Below are 15,418 nucleotides of genomic sequence, written 5' to 3' on the forward strand. Positions count from 1 at the left end.
ACGGCCATGAGCATGGATTTCGGGCTGGTCCTGCAGACCGATCCGCCGGGCGCGGCAACCGTGGGGCTGATGCGGCGCGCCGAACGCAGCGGATTCCGCTACGGCTGGACATTCGACTCCGCGGTGCTGTGGCAGGAGCCGTTCGTCATTCACAGCCGCATCCTGGCGCACACCCAGCGGCTCGTCGTCGGCCCCATGGTGACCAACCCGGGCACGCGTTCCTGGGAGGTCACCGCCTCCACCTTCGCGACGCTCAACGAGATGTACGGCAACCGCACCGTCTGCGGCATCGGCCGCGGCGACTCGGCGATGCGGGTCGCCGGGCGGAAGCCGAACACGCTGGCGCGGCTCAGCGAGGCCATGACCGTCATCCGCGACCTGGCCGAGGGCCGCGAGGCGGAGGTGGACGGCACCACGCTGCGCATCCCGTGGATCGAGGACAGCAAACTCCCGGTCTGGATGGCGGCGTACGGCCCCAAGGCCCTGGCGATGGCCGGCCGTGAGGCGGACGGCTTCATCCTCCAGCTGGCCGACCCGTACCTCGTCGAGTGGATGGTCAAGGCGGTCCGTACGGCCGCGGCCGACGCGGGCCGCGACCCCGACGAGGTCACCATCTGCGTCGCCGCCCCCGCCTACGTCAGCGAGGACACGGCGGACGGGCTGGAGCACGCGCGGGAGCAGTGCCGCTGGTTCGGCGGAATGGTCGGCAACCACGTCGCCGACCTGGTGTCCCGTTACGGCACCGACTCCACGCTCGTACCGGAGGCGCTGACCTCGTACATCGCGGCCCGCGAGGGCTACGACTACGCCCACCACGGCCGCGCCGGGAACCCCGACACCGCCTTCGTGCCCGACGAGATCGTGGACCGCTTCTGCCTGCTCGGGCCCGCCGAGGCGCACATCGAGAAGCTGCGCACGCTGCGGGCGCTCGGCGTGGACCAGTTCGCGGTCTACGCGATGCACGACGCGAAGGAGGACACCATCGACGCGTACGGCAGCAGCGTCATCCCCGTCCTGCAGAAGGACTGAGCGCCGGCGGCACGGCACGGCCACCCACGCCTGCCCCGCCCGTACCACCCGTCCGCCGACGGCCACCCGCACCCGGTCCCGTACGACTCCCCGCAACCGTCCCCGTACGGCACCCGGACCCGTGCCCGCACCCGTCCCCGTACGGCCGTCAGCGCCCGTAACGCGCCTGTCACCGCCGCGTATCCGCGGCGCGGTCTCCTGTCCCGTATCCCCGTCGCACGTCCCGTCCCCCGTGCCGTTCCGAGCCGACGAGGTGCTCTCCCCATGACCGACACCGCTCCCAGCACCCCCGGCCCGCCGGCCGGCGCACCCGGCGGCGCCGCCGGCGCCGAGCAGCACACCCGCCCCGACGGGCGGGTGGAGCTCGCCGCCGGCGTCGTACCCGCCGACAGCCGCTACACCAACGCCGACCTGCACCCCGTGCCGATCGCCAAACGCGACTGGACGACGTACAACTTCGCCGCCCTCTGGATCGGCATGGCCGTCAACATCCCGTCCTGGACCCTGGCCTCCGGCTTGGTCTCGCTCGGGATGGACTGGAAGCAGGCCGTCCTCACCATCTCGCTCGCCAACGTCATCGTCCTCTTCCCGATGCTGCTCACCGGGCACGCCGGACCGAAGTACGGCATCCCCTTCCCGGTGCTGGCCCGCGCCTCGTTCGGCGTTGCCGGGGCGAACCTGCCCGCGCTGCTGCGCGGGCTGGTGGCGTGCGCGTGGTTCGGCATCCAGACGTGGATCGGCGGCCAGTCGATCTACTTCCTCGCCGGAAAGGTGCTGGACGGTGCCGGCTGGTGGGTCGACTCCGCCGACGTGTTCGGCTACCCGGCCACGCAGTGGCTGTCGTTCCTCGCCTTCTTCCTGATCGAGATCGCCGTCATCCTGCGCGGCATGGAGGCCGTACGGCGGCTGGAGAACTGGGCGGCGCCGCTCATGCTCGTCGGCGCCCTCGCCCTGCTCATCTGGATCGCCGACAAGGCGGGCGGCTTCGGCCCGCTCCTGGACCAGCCGTCCGAGCTGGGCTGGGGCGCCGACTTCTGGCCGGTCTTCTTCCCCGCCCTCATGGGCATGATCGGCTTCTGGTCCACGCTGTCCCTGAACATCCCCGACTTCACCCGCTTCGGCGCGGGCCAGCGCGCCCAGGTCTGGGGCCAGTCGCTCGGACTGCCCACCACGATGGCGGCGTTCGCGCTGCTGTCCGTCCTCGTCACCTCCGGTTCGCAGGCGGTCTACGGCGAGCCCGTATGGGACCCCAGTGAACTGGCCGCCCGCATGGACAGCACCGTCGGCGTCCTCTTCGCGCTGCTCATCGTGCTGATGGCGACGCTCTCCACGAACATCGCCGCCAACCTCGTCAGCCCCGCGTACGACCTGTCCAACCTCGCGCCCCGGCTCATCTCGTTCCGCACCGGCGCGCTGCTCGCCTGCACGATCGGCGTCCTGATCTTCCCGTGGAAGCTGATCGAGAACCCGGACGTGTACATCTTCACCTGGCTCGGCACGGTCGCCGGCCTCCTCGGCACCGTCGCGGGCATCCTCATCGCCGACTACTGGCTGCTCCGCCGCACCCACCTGCACCTCGCCGACCTCTACCGCCCGCACGGCCGCTACTGGTACGACGCCGGCTGGAACTGGCGCGCCGTGGCCGCCTTCGCGGTCGGCGGCGTCCTGGCGGTGGGCGGCTCGTACTCGAAACAGGGCAAGGGCCCGTTCCCGGCGGACGGCGTGATCCCGTTCCTGCAGCCGCTCGCGGACTACGGGTGGGCCGTGGGGCTGGGCGGCTCGATGCTGGTGTACGCGGTGCTGATGACGGCGCCGTTCACGGCGCCGCGCCAGGGGACGGAGCCGGCGCTGCCCGCGCGGGGCAGGTGACCGCTGCCGTTCGCCGGTCCGCGCTTCGTGCCGCGCCTCGTGCCCGCGCCCCGTGGCGCGCCTCGTGGCGGGGCGCGTGGGCCGGGGCGTGGGCCGGGGCCGCTACGGCACGCGCGCGGTCCACTCCGCGGTGCCGAACCGGGTCGCGGCCAGCTCCTCCGCCCGCGCCGCCTCCTCGTCCGTGACACGGTCACGCGTCAGCCCGTAGCGGCCCCGGAACGAGGCGATCATGCGGTCGATCACCTCGGCGCGGGGGAGGCCCGTCTGGCGGCGGAGCGGGTCGACGCGTTTCGCGGCGCTGGCGGTGCCCTTGCCCGACAGCTTCTCCTTGCCGATGCGCAGGACTTCGAGCATCTTGGCGGCGTCGATGTCGTACGCCATCGTCACGTGGTGCAGCACGGCGCCGCCGCCCGCGACCCGTTTCTGCGCGGCGCCCGCGATCTTGCCGTCCTTGGAGGCGATGTCGTTGAGCGGCTGGTACCACGCCTTGACGCCCATGTCGGCGAGGGCGCCGAGCACCCAGTCGTCCAGGTAGGCGTAACTGTCCGCGAACGACAGCCCGTTGACGAGCGCCCCCGGCACGCACAGCGAGTACGTGATGGTGTTGCCCGGCTCCACGAACATCGCGCCGCCGCCGCTGATCCGGCGTACGACCTCGATGCCGTGCCGCGCGGCGCCCTCCGGGTCCACCTCGTTGCGCAGCGACTGGAAGCTGCCGATGATCACCGCGGGCGCGCCCCACTCCCAGACCCGCAGCGTCGGCGGCCGGCGCCCGGCGGCGACCTCCTCCATCAGCACCTGGTCCAGGGCCATGTGCAGGGCGGGCGGCTGGGGCGGCTCGTGGATCAACTGCCAGTCGTAGTCCGTCCAGTCGGTCGCCTCCGCGACCGCCCGGCGGACGGCGGTGCCCACGGCGTCGGCCGAGAAGCCGAACATGACGGTGCCCTCGGGCAGCGTCGCCTCGATACGGGCGGCGAGCTGCGCGGCGTCGGCGTCCGCGGGCGCGCCCTCGAGGCTCCGGTCGATGGCGTCGAGCGCCTCGTCGGGCTCCAGGAAGAAGTCCCCGGCGACCCGCACGTCGCGCAGTGCCCCGTCCCGGACTTCGCAGTCCACGACGACGAGCTTGCCACCGGGGACTTTGTATTCACCGTGCATCCGGCAACGGTAACGCGCCGCCGCGAGTCCCTTCCGCCGCAGCGGACACTCTTCCCGCCGCCGCGGCGGGCGGCCAGGTTGGAGTGGGTCCGGCGGCATGGGTGGCGGCCTTCGGTGTCGTACGCGGGCCGGGCCCGGTTTGGTACCGCCGGGCTCCGCCGCGGTGGCTGCTCGCCGTCGCGGCGGGAAGAACTTCCGCCGCCGCGGGAGTCGCCGTCGTGAGGTGGGAGTTCGCGCGGGCGCGGGCAGGATGGTCACCATGGTGACCACGCGGCCCACGCGGCCCACACTCCAGGGCACATTCGGCATGGCGTCCTCCACCCACTGGCTGGCCTCACAGACCGCTCTCGCCGTGCTGGAGGACGGCGGCAACGCGTACGACGCCGCCGTCGCCGCGGGCTTCGTGCTGCAGGTCGTCGAGCCGCATCTGAACGGGCCCGCCGGCGAGGTGCCCATCCTGGTCGCGCCCGCCGACGGCCGCCCCGTACGGGTGCTGTGCGGTCAGGGCACCACGCCCGCCGGTGCCACCGTCGACCACTACACCGGTCTGGGGCTGGAGTTGGTCCCCGGCACCGGGCCGCTGGCCGCCGCCGTGCCGGGCTCGTTCGACGCCTGGCTGGTGCTGCTGCGGGACTACGGCACGAAGCCCCTGGAGGACGTGCTGACGTACGCCATCGGCTATGCCGAGGGCGGGCACCCGGCCGTCGAACGGGTCGGTGAGACGGTGGAGTCCGTACGGGATCTCTTCGAACGGGAGTGGACCACCTCCGCCGAGCTGTACCTGCCCGGCGGCCGCGCCCCCGCCCCCGGCGCGCTGCTGAAGAACCCCGCGCTGGCCCGTACGTGGCGGCGGCTGCTGGCCGAGGCGCGTGCGGCCGGGGCGGACCGGGACGCGCAGCTGGAGGCGGCCCGCAGGGCCTGGCGTGAGGGCTTCGTGGCGGAGGCGCTCGTACGGGCGGCCGCGCGGCCGACCATGGACAGCAGCGGTGAGCGCCACAGCGGCACCCTCAGCGGCGACGATCTCGCCGGCTGGGAGGCGACGTACGAGGACCCCGTGACGCTGCCCTGGTGGCACGGCTGGACGGTGTGCAAGGCGGGGGCGTGGTCGCAAGGGCCGAGTCTGCTGCAGCAGTTGGCCCTGCTGCCCGGCGACCCGGACGACTGGGAGCAGGAGACCGCCGGTCCAGCCGCGAACGGCGCCCGCGGCGCCCACGGCAGCCCGACCGCCGAGCAGGCGCACCGCCTGATCGAGGGGACGAAGCTGGCGATGGCGGACCGCGAGGCGTGGTACGGCGACGCGGCGGGGGCGGCGACCGTGCCGTTGGACGGGCTGCTGTCGCGGCCGTACGCCGCCGCGCGCCGGGCGCTGATCGGGGAGTCCGCGTCGTACGAGCTGCGTCCCGGCCACCCCGGCGGCCGTACGCCGCGACTGCCCCGGCACGCGCGGGCCGTGGCCTCGGCCGGTGCGGCCGCGCCCGCGCACCGGCCCGTCGGCGCGGGCACGGGCGAGCCGACCGCAGGCACAGGCACAGGCACAGGCACGGGCGAGCCGACCGTCGGCGCGGACGGCCTGACCCGCGGCGACACCTGCCACGTGGACGTCGTCGACCGCTGGGGCAACATGGTCAGCGCCACCCCCAGCGGCGGCTGGCTCCAGTCCAACCCCGTGATCCCCGAGCTGGGGTTCCCGCTCGGCACGCGGCTGCAGATGGCCTGGCTCGAGCCCGGACTGCCCAACTCGCTGACCCCCGGCCGCCGCCCCCGCACCACGCTGTCGCCGTCGCTGGCGCTGCGGGACGGGGTGCCGGTGATGGCGTTCGGTACGCCCGGCGGCGACCAGCAGGACCAGTGGCAGCTGCACTTCCTGGTCGGTCTGGCCCGCCGCGCGGCCGTACGCGGCGGCCCGGACCTGCAGGGCGCCATCGATGCGCCCAACTGGCATACGGAGAGCTTCCCCGGCTCGTTCTACCCGCGCACGATGCGCCCCGGCAGCGTCACCGTCGAGTCCCGGATCGGCGAGGACGTCATCGCCGGACTGCGCCGCCGCGGGCACCAGGTGACCGTCGGGCCGCCCTGGTCGGAGGGGCGGCTGTGCGCGGTCGCGCGGGACCCGGAGACGGGGGTGCTGAGCGGGGCGGCCAACCCGCGCGGCGCGCAGGGGTACGCGGTCGGCCGCTGACCGCTGATCCGCCGGGCGCCGCCCGCCGGCGCCCGCGCCGAACCCCCCTCCCCACCCTGCCCCCGTCTGCTTCAATCGAGGGGACGCTGCGTCGTAAGCCTCCCGCCGAACTCGGCCGACTCATCGACGTCCACCGGCCGTTGCAGCCCGTGCTCGGCTGGGGGCTGGTCATCCTCGTCGCGCTCGTGCTCACGCCGTTCGCGACCAGCGGCGACGTGGCGCCCCTCCCGGTCCACGCCGTCGTCTTCGTGCTCCTCGTCTACGGCGAGGCCCTCGTCTTCGCGCCGTCGCTGCTGCTCGAGCACCGGCTGTACGAGCACGGGCTGGTGCTGCGCACGATGATGATCGGCACCCCCATCCACGTCATCCCGCACCACACGGTGCAGCCGGCCCTGCTCCACACCCGGCCGGGGCAGAGCGGTTCGGAGCTCGGCAGCGAGGAGAAGCCCGCGCGCCGCAAGTGCATCGCCGGCCGCCCCCACGTACGGCTGCACGGCCTCGGGACGCACCACGCCCGCATGCTCGGCAAGGGCAAGCTGGCCTGGGACGAGGCGGGGCAGCAGGGCTCGGGGCGGCTGCCCGGCGGGCAGCGGTCGTACAGCGGCCACGAGAGCTGGGAGATCGACTACCGCGACGCGGGGCAGCAGCTGAAGCTGATCACCCGCACCGTGCCGGCCAGCCACCGAGTGTGGCCGTACCACAAGGCGGACGACTGGCGGCGGCCTCCGACCGGCCACGCCTGACAACCCGGTGCCCCGCGCCCGCCGGGCCCCGCGCCGCCTGGGCTCCACCCGTACGACGCCGGGCCGCCACCCGTACGACAGGTCCACTGTCGGACGGTCGTGCTTCCATGGAGGGCATGATCGATGATGCGCTGGTCGCCGGCGCCGAGGAAGCCGTACGCAAGGCCGTGGCCGAGGAGGTCATGCCGCGCTGGCGGCAGCTGGCCGCGCACGAGGTGGTCGAGAAGAACGGGCCGCACGACCTGGTCACCGTCGCCGACCGGCTGGCCGAGGAGCATCTGACGCGCTCGCTGACCGAGCTGCTGCCCGGCTCGGTGGTGGTCGGCGAGGAGGCCGTGCACGCGGACCCCGCAGGGTACGAGGCGCTGCGCGGTCCCGCCCCGGTGTGGATCGTGGACCCGGTGGACGGCACCCGCCAGTTCGTCCGCGGCGAGGGCGGCTTCTGCACGCTGGTGGCGCTGGCCCGGCACGGCGAGTTGCTGGCGTCCTGGACGTACGCGCCCGTGCAGGAGCTGATGGCCGTCGCCCGGCACCGCGGCGGCGCGCTGCTGAACGGGGACGTGCTGCGCGCCGGGTCGCCCGAGCCCGGCAAGATCCTCGAAGTCGCCACCTCACACCCGGACTTCACGACCGACGCGCAGAAGCAGGCCCTGCTGGGCCTGTGGACGCCGGAGGCGGCGCCGCGCCCGTGCGGCTCGGCCGGGCTGGAGTATCTGAACGTGGCGCGGGGCGCCGTCGACGCGGTCGCCTTCTCCTGGGAGAACGCCTGGGACCACGCCGCCGGACTGCTGCTGGTGGCCGAGGCGGGCGGCGCGAGCAGCACGATCGCGGGCGAGCCGTTCCGGCTGGCGGGCGGGAACGCGCTGCCGTTCACCGCGGCGCGGGACGCCGAAACCGTGCGGCGTATCCTGAGCCTCCTTCAGCGGGGAAGCTGAGTTCGCACGGCGAGGGGAGAGCCGAGAGTGCCGTCGATCCGTGACGCGGTGGTGGTGGGAGCCGGGCCCAACGGGCTGACAGCGGCGGTCGAACTCGCCCGCCGCGGCTTCTCGGTGGAGCTCTTCGAGGCGCTCGACACGATCGGGGGAGGGGCGCGTACGGAGGAGCTGACGCTCCCGGGGTTCCGGCACGACCCCTGCTCCGCCGCGCACCCTCTGGGCATCAACTCGCCCGCGTTCCGCGCCATGCCGCTGGACCGCTACGGGCTGGAGTGGCTGCACTCGGAGCTCCCCATGGCGCATCCCTTCCCGGACGGCACCGCCGCGGTGCTGGCCCGTTCGGTGGCGGAGACGGCCAGCTCCCTGGGGCCGCGGGACGCGGGCGCGTACCGGCGGCTGGTCGAGCCGTTCGTGCCGAAGTGGGACCGGCTGTCGGAGGACTTCCTGGGGCTGGGCTCAGCGTTGAACGGCGGGCTGCCGCGCGACCTCGTCGGGCTGGCGCGGTTCGGGCTGACCGGGCTGCAGCCCGCTTCCTGGGTCAGCCGCCGCTTCCGCGACGAGAAGGCACGCGGGCTGTTCGCGGGGCTCGCCGCGCATGTGATCGCGCCGACCAGTACGTTCGCGACCGCGGGGATCAGCCTGGTGTTCGCGCTGGCCGGGCACGCGCGGGGGTGGCCGGTGGCGCGCGGCGGTTCGCAGTCCGTCTCGGACGCGCTGGCCGCGTACCTGCGGGACCTGGGCGGCGTCATCCACACGGGCGTCGAGGTGAAGCGGCTGGACGAACTGCCGCCGGCACGCGCGTACGTCTTCGACACCTCCCCGACCGCGCTCGCCCGCATCGCCGGGCTGGGGCACGCGTACAGCGGATTCCGGTACGGGCCCAGCCTGTTCAAGATCGACTACGCGCTGGACGGGCCCGTTCCGTGGACCTCGGAGGAGGCCCGCCGCGCGACGACGGTGCACGTCGCCCCGACCGCCGGCGTGGTGGACGACGCGATGCGGCGCGCGGTGGCGGGCCGTGACCCGGACCGGCCGTTCCTGATCAGCGTCCAGCCCGGCATCGTGGACCCGACGCGGGCGCCGGAGGGCAAGCAGACGTTCTGGGTGTACGGCCACGTGCCCAACGGCTGGGAGGGCGACGCGACCGACGTCGTCGAGCGTCAGCTGGAGCGCTTCGCACCCGGCTTCCGCGACCTCGTCCTCGCCCGCGCGACGGCCGGACCGCCCCAACTCGCCGCCCGCAACGCGAACTACGTCGGCGGCGACATCGCCTGCGGCGCCGCCTCGGGACTGCAGCTGCTGCTGCGGCCCCGCCTCGCCCGCGTCCCGTACGCGACGGCGCACCCGGCGGTCTACCTCTGCTCGTCGGCCACGCCGCCGGGCCCGGGCGTCCACGGCATGTCGGGCCACCACGCGGCCCGCGCGGTCTGGCGCCGCCTCCGCGCATCGGCGCCGCGCTAGCCGGTGCTGTGGGCGCGGCGGCGGCTTCCGGCCGCCGACGCCGGTCACCGTACGGGTGATGAACCGGCCGTCGTGGAGCCCTCCGTCCGGGGGAAATCCGCGACGGCCCGCGTCACCGCGTGCGTTGCACGCGTCAGGCCGCCTCGCGGCAGTCCGACAGGACCAGTTCGCGGAACGACTGGGGGTCGACGCCCAGGCGTTGGAAGACGGCGCGGGTGAGGCGGTCGTCGGAGCGGAGCAGGGCCAGCACCACGTGTTCCACGCCGATCTGCCGGTCCTTGAGCGCGATCGCCTCCCGCAGCGACAGCTCCAGGGCCTTCTTGGCGCGCGGCGCGAACGGGATGTGACCCTGCTCCGGCGCGCGCGACTCCGTACCGTCCGAGCGGGGGTTACGGCGGCGGCTCAGCGCCGACAGCGGCCACGGCTTCTGCGGTCCGGGCCCGGTCCGCGGTCCGGGCCCGTCCAGGGCACCCGGGCCGAACGTCTCCTCCGTACGGCGCCGGATCTCGTCCAGATCGATGCCGAACGCCTTGAGTGCCTCCGCGTCCTCCGGCCCCAGCGTGTCCGTGTCCTGTGCGACCACGCCCGAGACGGCGGCGCGGCAGGAATCCACCGTCACCCCGAGGCGTACGAGCGTCGCCGCGCCCGGCTCCTCGGGCCGGCGCAGCACAGCGAGCAGCAGGTGCTCTGTGCCCACCCGGGCGTGGTGGAGTGTGCGCGCCTCTTCCTGGGCGGAAATCACCGTCTGACGTGCCTGCTTGCTGAATCGCTCGAACATCCCGCTTACCTCCTGGAGTGCTTCTTGTGCACGGCCTGCCTGCTGACTCCGAGCGCGGCCCCGATCTCCTCCCAGGACCAGCCCTGCCTTCGCGCGCTCTCGACCTGCAGCGCCTCCAGCCGTTCGACGAGGCGCCGCAGTGCTGCGACGGCGCGCAGGCCGACGTGCGGGTCCCGGTCGGCGGCGGCCTGGGCGGCGGTGAGCGCGTCACCCGCGTCGTCGCCGCCGGTCGCGCCGCGTGCGTGGGCGTCGGGGGCGTTGGGGGCGTTCCTCGCGTCCGGTAGATCCCGTTCGTCCGTCTGTCCGGTCATGGTGTCAACTTAGGATGACAGACGGCTCGCGTCAACCCTGATTGACATGCTGGTGGCCGAAGCCCGCGGCGGATAGGGTCTGGGCGGCGCGACTGCCTGTTCGACAGCAAGGGACGACTCAATGGCTCACTCTGGGCGCGTGCTGATCGCCGCGGACAAGTTCAAGGGATCGCTGACGGCCGTGGAGGTCGCCGAGCACGTCACCGCCGGCCTGCGCCGGGCGCGTCCGGACCTCGAGATCGAGGCGCTGCCGGTGGCCGACGGCGGCGACGGGACGGTTGCCGCGGCGGTAGCGGGCGGGTTCGAGCGGCGTGAAGTGGACGTGACCGGTCCGCTCGGCGCCTCCGTGACGGCGGCGTACGCGCTGCGCGGGGACACCGCCGTGGTCGAGATGGCCGAGGCATCCGGGCTCCAGCTGATGCCGCCGGGCGTTTTCGCGCCACTGACCGCGACGACTTACGGCACCGGCGAGGTGCTGCTCGCGGCGATCGAGGCGGGCGCGCGTACGGTCGTCCTCGGCGTCGGAGGCTCCGCCACGACCGACGGCGGCGCGGGGATGCTGCAGGCGCTCGGCGCGGAGTTCCTCGACGAGGACGGCGACCCGGTGGCGCACGGCGGCGGCCCTCTGCGGGACATGGTGAGCGCCGATCTCACGGGCCTGGACAGCCGGTTGAAGGACGTCGAGATCGTCCTCGCCAGCGACGTCGACAACCCGTTGACGGGCCCGAAGGGCGCGCCCGCGGTCTACGGCCCGCAGAAAGGTGCCAGCGAGGAGGACGTGGCCGTACTGGACGCAGGACTCGCCCGCTTCGCGGAGGTGCTCGCCGAGGCGGTCGGCCCCGAGGCCGCCGAGGCGGCGGACTCGCCCGGCGCGGGAGCGGCGGGCGGCATCGGGTACGGCGCGCTGGTCGGACTCGGCGCGGCCTTCCGGCCCGGCATCGAGGTGCTGCTCGACGTGCTGGGCTTCGCGCCCGCGCTGGAACGGGCGGACGTGGTCATCACGGGCGAGGGCTCACTCGACGAGCAGACCCTGCACGGGAAGGCCCCGGCCGGGGTGGCCGCGGCGGCCCGCAAGGCCGGGAAGCCGGTGCTCGCGGTGTGCGGGCGGATCACGATCAACAAGTCGGCGCTGAAGGGTGCCGGGATCGAGGCGGCGTACCCGCTGACGTCCGTCGAGCGCGATCCGGCGAAGTGCATGGCGGAGGCCGGACCGCTGCTGGAGCGGGTCGCGGAGCGGTTGGCGGAGGACCGGCTCTCGAAGTGACGGGTCCGGTCTGTGGCCGGTGCGCGTCAGCGTGCGCGTCCTCAATCGCCGGACGGGCTTGATTTGGTGCGCGTCCGCGCCCACCCGTGCTGCTTGTCGCGGGCCGAGGGCCGTCCTCAATCGCCGGACGGGCTTGATCTGGTGCGGTCCGTCCTCCCTCTGTCGCTTGTTGTGGGCCGTCGAGCAGCCACACCCCAAGCCCGTCCGGCGATTGAGGACGCCTGAAGGTGCGCCCCCGCGGCGCCGCACGCGGAAGGGGGCCCGGGCGAAAGCCCGGGCCCCCTTCCGTCGTCGTACAGGGGCGTCAGCCCTGGGCCGCCGCGCGGGCCTCGCGGCGGTGGTCGCGGAACGCGTTCACCCTGCGGGCCGTCGCGAACAGCGGGATCACCGCACCCAGTACCACCTGCAGCGCGCACCCCGTCTGGAGCACCAGTTCGCCGCCGGGGGCGTCGAACGCCCACGCCGCCAGCAGCCCCATGCTGAGCACGATCCAGCTGAGCATCGCGATCGCGAGCCGCCCGCGCGGCTTCGGGTACTCGACGCGGCTCACCATCAGCCAGGCCACTCCGATGATGGCCAGCAGCGTCGGGAAGAACGGCAGCTCCAGCAGCACGATGGAGACGACCGTCAGCGCCCCGAACGGGCTGGGCATCCCCTGGAAGATGCCGTCTCTCAGGGTGACGCACGAGAACCGTGCGAGTCTCAGGACCACGGCCAGCAGCACCACCACCGCGGCGACCACCGAGACCCGCTGGTGGGCGTCGCTGGCGACCATGCCCCAGACCGCGACGAAGTACGCGGGGGCCAGGCCGAAGCTGATCAGGTCGGAGAGGTTGTCGAGCTCGGCGCCCATCGCCGAGCTGCGCAGCTTGCGCGCGACGAGGCCGTCGAACAGGTCGAAGACCGACGCGAGGAGCATGAGGATGACGGCCGTGGCGGCGCTGTGCCGGGCCATGCCGCCGTCCTCGTTGCCGGCGAGGTGCGGGATGAGGACGCCGGTGGTCGTGAAGTACACCGCCAGGAAGCCGCACGTGGCGTTGCCCAGCGTGAGCGTGTCCGCTATCGAGAGCCGCATGGACAGCGGCATCTCGTCCTCGTCCTCGTCCGGGACCCAGCCCGCCTGCGTGTCGGGATCAATCACGGTCAAGGCGCGTCACCCCCGCGGTTGTGGTCTGGCCGACCTCGACGGCGGCCTCGACCCCCTGCGGGAGGTAGACGTCGACGCGTGAGCCGAAGCGGATCAGGCCGATGCGCTCCCCCTGCTCGAGCTTCGCGCCCTGGGCGACGTACGGAACGATCCGGCGCGCGACGGTGCCGGCGATCTGGACCAGCTCGATGTCGCCGAGCTCGGTGTCGAAGTGCCAGATGACGCGCTCGTTGTGCTCGCTCTCCTTGTTGAACGCCGGCACGAAGCCGCCGGGAACGTGCTCCACGGAGGCCACGGTGCCCGCCAGCGGTGCGCGGTTGACGTGGACGTTCAGCGGGCTCATGAAGATCGCGACGCGGGTACGCCCGTCCTGCCACGGCATGATGCTCTGCACCACGCCGTCGGCCGGGGAGATCACGCGGCCCTGGGTGATCTCACGCTCGGGGTCGCGGAAGAACCACAGCATGCCCGCCGCGAGCGCGGTGGCAGGCACGGCGACCGCCGCCGCCCGCCGCGACCGGCGGGACCGGGCGAGGCTGACGGCGGCGGTGGCCACGGTCGGGAGAAGCCACGGCGACGCTCCACGCGCGAGCCGGACGCGACCGCTGGGTGCAGAGGCTCCATCACTGGAAGCAGAAGATGGGCTGTGGGGCATGGAAGACCTTCGTCGCGGTGGGTGCCGCAATAGAGGGGGACGGCGGGTATTCCGGGATGTTATCGGTTACGGGTGGCAACTGGGCAAGCCAGTGGGCCAGTCCGTTGGCCGGTGTCCTGTCCGGGAGTCTGCCCGGAATCCCCGACACCACCCCGAATCGGACACTCACCCCTGGAAGCGGTACTCCTCCAGCAGGCGGCGCCCGACGATCATTTTCTGGATCTCGGCGGTTCCTTCGCCGATCAGCAGCATCGGCGCCTCCCGGTAGAGCCGCTCGATCTCGTACTCCTTGGAGAAACCGTACCCGCCATGGATGCGAAACGCGTCCTCCACGACCTCCTTGCAGTACTCGGAGGCGAGATATTTCGCCATCCCGGCCTCCAGGTCGTTGCGTTGGCCCGAGTCCTTCTTGCGGGCGGCGCCCACCATCAGGGCGTGGGCGGCCTCGACCTTGGTCGCCATCTCGGCCAGCTTGAACTGGATGGCCTGGTGCTCCGCGATCGCCTTGCCGAACGTGTGCCGCTGCTGCGCGTACGCGATGCCCAGCTCGAACGCACGCTGGGCGACGCCGCAGCCACGCGCGGCCACGTTCACGCGGCCGACCTCGACGCCGTCCATCATCTGGTAGAAGCCGCGGCCGGTGCTCCCGCCGAGCACGCGGTCCTGCGGTACGCGCAGCCCGTCCATGATCAGCTCGGTGGTGTCGACGCCCTTGTAGCCCATCTTGTCGATCTTGCCGGGGATCGTCAGGCCCGGTTTGACCTCGCCGAACCCCGGCTGCTTCTCGACCAGGAACGTCGTCATCGACTTGTGCGGAGCCGTCCCCTCCGGATGCCCCTCGTCGGTCCGGCAGAGCACCGCGACCAGCGACGCGGAGCCGCCGTTCGTGAGCCACATCTTCTGGCCGTCCAGGACGTACTCGTCGCCGTCCCGTACGCCCTTGGAGGTGATCGCGGACACGTCGGAGCCCAGGCCCGGCTCGGACATGGAGAAGGCGCCGCGTATGTCGCCCGCCGCCATCCGGGGCAGGAAGTGGTCCTTCTGCTCCTGGGTGCCGTGCTGCTTGAGCATGTACGCCACGATGAAGTGCGTGTTGATGATGCCCGACACGCTCATCCAGCCGCGGGCGATCTCCTCCACGCACAGCGCGTACGTGAGCAGCGACTCGCCGAGCCCGCCGTACTCCTCGGGGATCATCAGGCCGAACAGGCCCAGCTCCTTGAGACCGTCGACGATCTCGCTCGGGTACTCGTCGCGGTGCTCCAGCTCCGTCGCGACCGGCAGGATCTCCTTGTCGACGAAGCTGCGGACGGTGGCGACGATCTCCTGCTGGATCTCCGTCAGACCCTCGGTCTGTGCGAGCCGTCCCATCACCGCTCTCCCTTCGGGGATTCCCTGAGCTCCGGGCGGCCCGGCTGCTCTCCGCCGCGTTCCTTGACGTACGTGGCGGTGGGCACCATCACCTTGCGCCGGAACACGCAGACGAGGGTGCCGTCCTGGTTGTAGCCCTTCGTCTCCACGTGCACGATCCCGCGGTCGTCCTTGGACCGGGACGGGGTCTTGTCGAGCACCGTCGTCTCGCCGTAGAGGGTGTCGCCGTGGAACGTCGGCGCGACGTGCCGCAGCGACTCGACCTCCAGGTTGGCGATGGCCTTCCCGGAGACGTCCGGCACGGACATGCCGAGCAGCAGGGAGTAGACGTAGTTGCCGACGACCACGTTGCGGCCGAAGTCGGTGGTCTTCTCCGCGTAGTTGGCGTCCATGTGCAGCGGGTGGTGGTTCATCGTGAGCAGGCAGAACAGGTGGTCGTCGTACTCGGTGACGGTCTTCCCCGGCCAGTGCTTGTAGACGTCCCCGACGGCGAACTCTTCGTAGGTGCGGCCGAACTGCAT

At 72.8% G+C, this 15,418-nt stretch carries 14 protein-coding genes; 7 read left to right on the forward strand and 7 right to left on the reverse strand.

The window, feature by feature from the left end; all coding sequences use genetic code 11:
- Positions 1-12: 12 nt before the first annotated feature.
- Together DVA86_RS00405 and DVA86_RS00410 are read left to right on the forward strand one after the other, a co-directional pair.
- Positions 13-1,029, forward strand: a complete 1,017-nt coding sequence (locus tag DVA86_RS00405; RefSeq protein WP_208884253.1) for a TIGR03842 family LLM class F420-dependent oxidoreductase — start codon at positions 13-15, stop codon at positions 1,027-1,029.
- 264 nt (positions 1,030-1,293) lie between these two features.
- Entirely contained in the window at positions 1,294-2,898 is a 1,605-nt protein-coding gene (locus tag DVA86_RS00410) for an NCS1 family nucleobase:cation symporter-1 (protein WP_208874751.1), read from the forward strand.
- Positions 2,899-3,000: 102 nt separating this feature from the next.
- On the opposite strand, the gene lplAB is transcribed toward DVA86_RS00410, so the two are convergent.
- Entirely contained in the window at positions 3,001-4,053 is a 1,053-nt protein-coding gene (gene lplAB, locus DVA86_RS00415) for a lipoate-protein ligase LplAB (RefSeq protein WP_208874755.1), read from the reverse strand.
- A gap of 259 nt (positions 4,054-4,312) precedes the next feature.
- On the opposite strand from lplAB, the gene DVA86_RS00420 reads away from it, so the two are divergent.
- The 4 genes from DVA86_RS00420 (at position 4,313) to DVA86_RS00435 (ending at position 9,371) form a co-directional block, all read left to right on the forward strand.
- The gene (locus DVA86_RS00420; RefSeq protein ID WP_208874757.1) at positions 4,313-6,232 is read left to right on the forward strand and encodes a gamma-glutamyltransferase family protein; all 1,920 of its coding nucleotides are present in this window, start codon (positions 4,313-4,315) and stop codon (positions 6,230-6,232) included.
- Positions 6,233-6,372: 140 nt separating this feature from the next.
- On the forward strand, positions 6,373-6,975 hold the full coding sequence (locus DVA86_RS00425) for a hypothetical protein (protein ID WP_222623270.1): 603 nt from the start codon (positions 6,373-6,375) through the stop codon (positions 6,973-6,975).
- A 116-nt stretch (positions 6,976-7,091) separates the two neighbouring features.
- Positions 7,092-7,910, forward strand: a complete 819-nt coding sequence (locus DVA86_RS00430; protein ID WP_208874760.1) for an inositol monophosphatase family protein — start codon at positions 7,092-7,094, stop codon at positions 7,908-7,910.
- Positions 7,911-7,937: 27 nt separating this feature from the next.
- The gene (locus DVA86_RS00435) at positions 7,938-9,371 is read left to right on the forward strand and encodes a phytoene desaturase family protein (protein WP_208874762.1); all 1,434 of its coding nucleotides are present in this window, start codon (positions 7,938-7,940) and stop codon (positions 9,369-9,371) included.
- 133 nt (positions 9,372-9,504) lie between these two features.
- Here the strand turns inward: DVA86_RS00435 and DVA86_RS36240 are convergent, their stop codons facing one another.
- Both DVA86_RS36240 and DVA86_RS00445 read right to left on the reverse strand, forming a co-directional pair.
- Positions 9,505-10,149: a Clp protease N-terminal domain-containing protein gene (locus tag DVA86_RS36240; protein ID WP_208874764.1), complete on the reverse strand. Its 645-nt coding sequence runs from the start codon at positions 10,147-10,149 to the stop codon at positions 9,505-9,507.
- A 5-nt stretch (positions 10,150-10,154) separates the two neighbouring features.
- A complete protein-coding gene (locus tag DVA86_RS00445; RefSeq protein WP_208884255.1) occupies positions 10,155-10,307 on the reverse strand; it encodes a helix-turn-helix domain-containing protein in 153 nt (50 codons plus the stop codon).
- Between the two features lie 274 nt (positions 10,308-10,581).
- Here DVA86_RS00445 and DVA86_RS00450 point away from each other — a divergent pair, with 274 nt between their 5' ends.
- The gene (locus DVA86_RS00450) at positions 10,582-11,724 is read left to right on the forward strand and encodes a glycerate kinase (protein WP_208874766.1); all 1,143 of its coding nucleotides are present in this window, start codon (positions 10,582-10,584) and stop codon (positions 11,722-11,724) included.
- Positions 11,725-12,028: 304 nt separating this feature from the next.
- Here DVA86_RS00450 and pssA read toward each other — a convergent pair whose 3' ends face one another.
- The 4 genes from pssA to DVA86_RS00470 all read right to left on the reverse strand — a co-directional run bounded on the left by pssA (position 12,029) and on the right by DVA86_RS00470 (position 15,418).
- Positions 12,029-12,871: a CDP-diacylglycerol--serine O-phosphatidyltransferase gene (gene pssA, locus DVA86_RS00455; protein ID WP_208874768.1), complete on the reverse strand. Its 843-nt coding sequence runs from the start codon at positions 12,869-12,871 to the stop codon at positions 12,029-12,031.
- A complete protein-coding gene (locus tag DVA86_RS00460) occupies positions 12,858-13,526 on the reverse strand; it encodes a phosphatidylserine decarboxylase (RefSeq protein ID WP_208874769.1) in 669 nt (222 codons plus the stop codon). Before DVA86_RS00460 ends, pssA begins: the two co-directional genes overlap by 14 nt.
- A 165-nt stretch (positions 13,527-13,691) precedes the next feature.
- Positions 13,692-14,897 (reverse strand): acyl-CoA dehydrogenase family protein, encoded by a 1,206-nt coding sequence (locus DVA86_RS00465; RefSeq protein ID WP_208874771.1) that lies wholly within the window; start codon positions 14,895-14,897, stop codon positions 13,692-13,694.
- Complete coding sequence (locus DVA86_RS00470) at positions 14,897-15,418, reverse strand: MaoC family dehydratase (protein WP_208874773.1); 522 nt, start codon at positions 15,416-15,418, stop codon at positions 14,897-14,899. The genes DVA86_RS00465 and DVA86_RS00470 overlap by 1 nt, the downstream gene beginning before the upstream one ends.

This window comes from Streptomyces armeniacus (assembly GCF_003355155.1).
GTDB classification, from domain to species: domain Bacteria; phylum Actinomycetota; class Actinomycetes; order Streptomycetales; family Streptomycetaceae; genus Streptomyces; species Streptomyces armeniacus.

Excerpts from the sequence above, each read along its gene's own strand:
- DVA86_RS00465 (WP_208874771.1), bottom strand. The coding sequence starts at position 14,897 with ATGGGACGGCTCGCACAGACCGAGGGTCTGACGGAGATCCAGCAGGAG.
- DVA86_RS36240 (WP_208874764.1), bottom strand. The coding sequence starts at position 10,149 with ATGTTCGAGCGATTCAGCAAGCAGGCACGTCAGACGGTGATTTCCGCC.
- lplAB (WP_208874755.1), bottom strand. The coding sequence starts at position 4,053 with ATGCACGGTGAATACAAAGTCCCCGGTGGCAAGCTCGTCGTCGTGGAC.
- DVA86_RS00430 (WP_208874760.1), top strand. The coding sequence starts at position 7,092 with ATGATCGATGATGCGCTGGTCGCCGGCGCCGAGGAAGCCGTACGCAAG.
- DVA86_RS00410 (WP_208874751.1), top strand. The coding sequence starts at position 1,294 with ATGACCGACACCGCTCCCAGCACCCCCGGCCCGCCGGCCGGCGCACCC.
- DVA86_RS00470 (WP_208874773.1), bottom strand. The coding sequence starts at position 15,418 with ATGCAGTTCGGCCGCACCTACGAAGAGTTCGCCGTCGGGGACGTCTAC.
- DVA86_RS00420 (WP_208874757.1), top strand. The coding sequence starts at position 4,313 with ATGGTGACCACGCGGCCCACGCGGCCCACACTCCAGGGCACATTCGGC.
- DVA86_RS00405 (WP_208884253.1), top strand. The coding sequence starts at position 13 with ATGGATTTCGGGCTGGTCCTGCAGACCGATCCGCCGGGCGCGGCAACC.
- DVA86_RS00460 (WP_208874769.1), bottom strand. The coding sequence starts at position 13,526 with ATGCCCCACAGCCCATCTTCTGCTTCCAGTGATGGAGCCTCTGCACCC.
- DVA86_RS00450 (WP_208874766.1), top strand. The coding sequence starts at position 10,582 with ATGGCTCACTCTGGGCGCGTGCTGATCGCCGCGGACAAGTTCAAGGGA.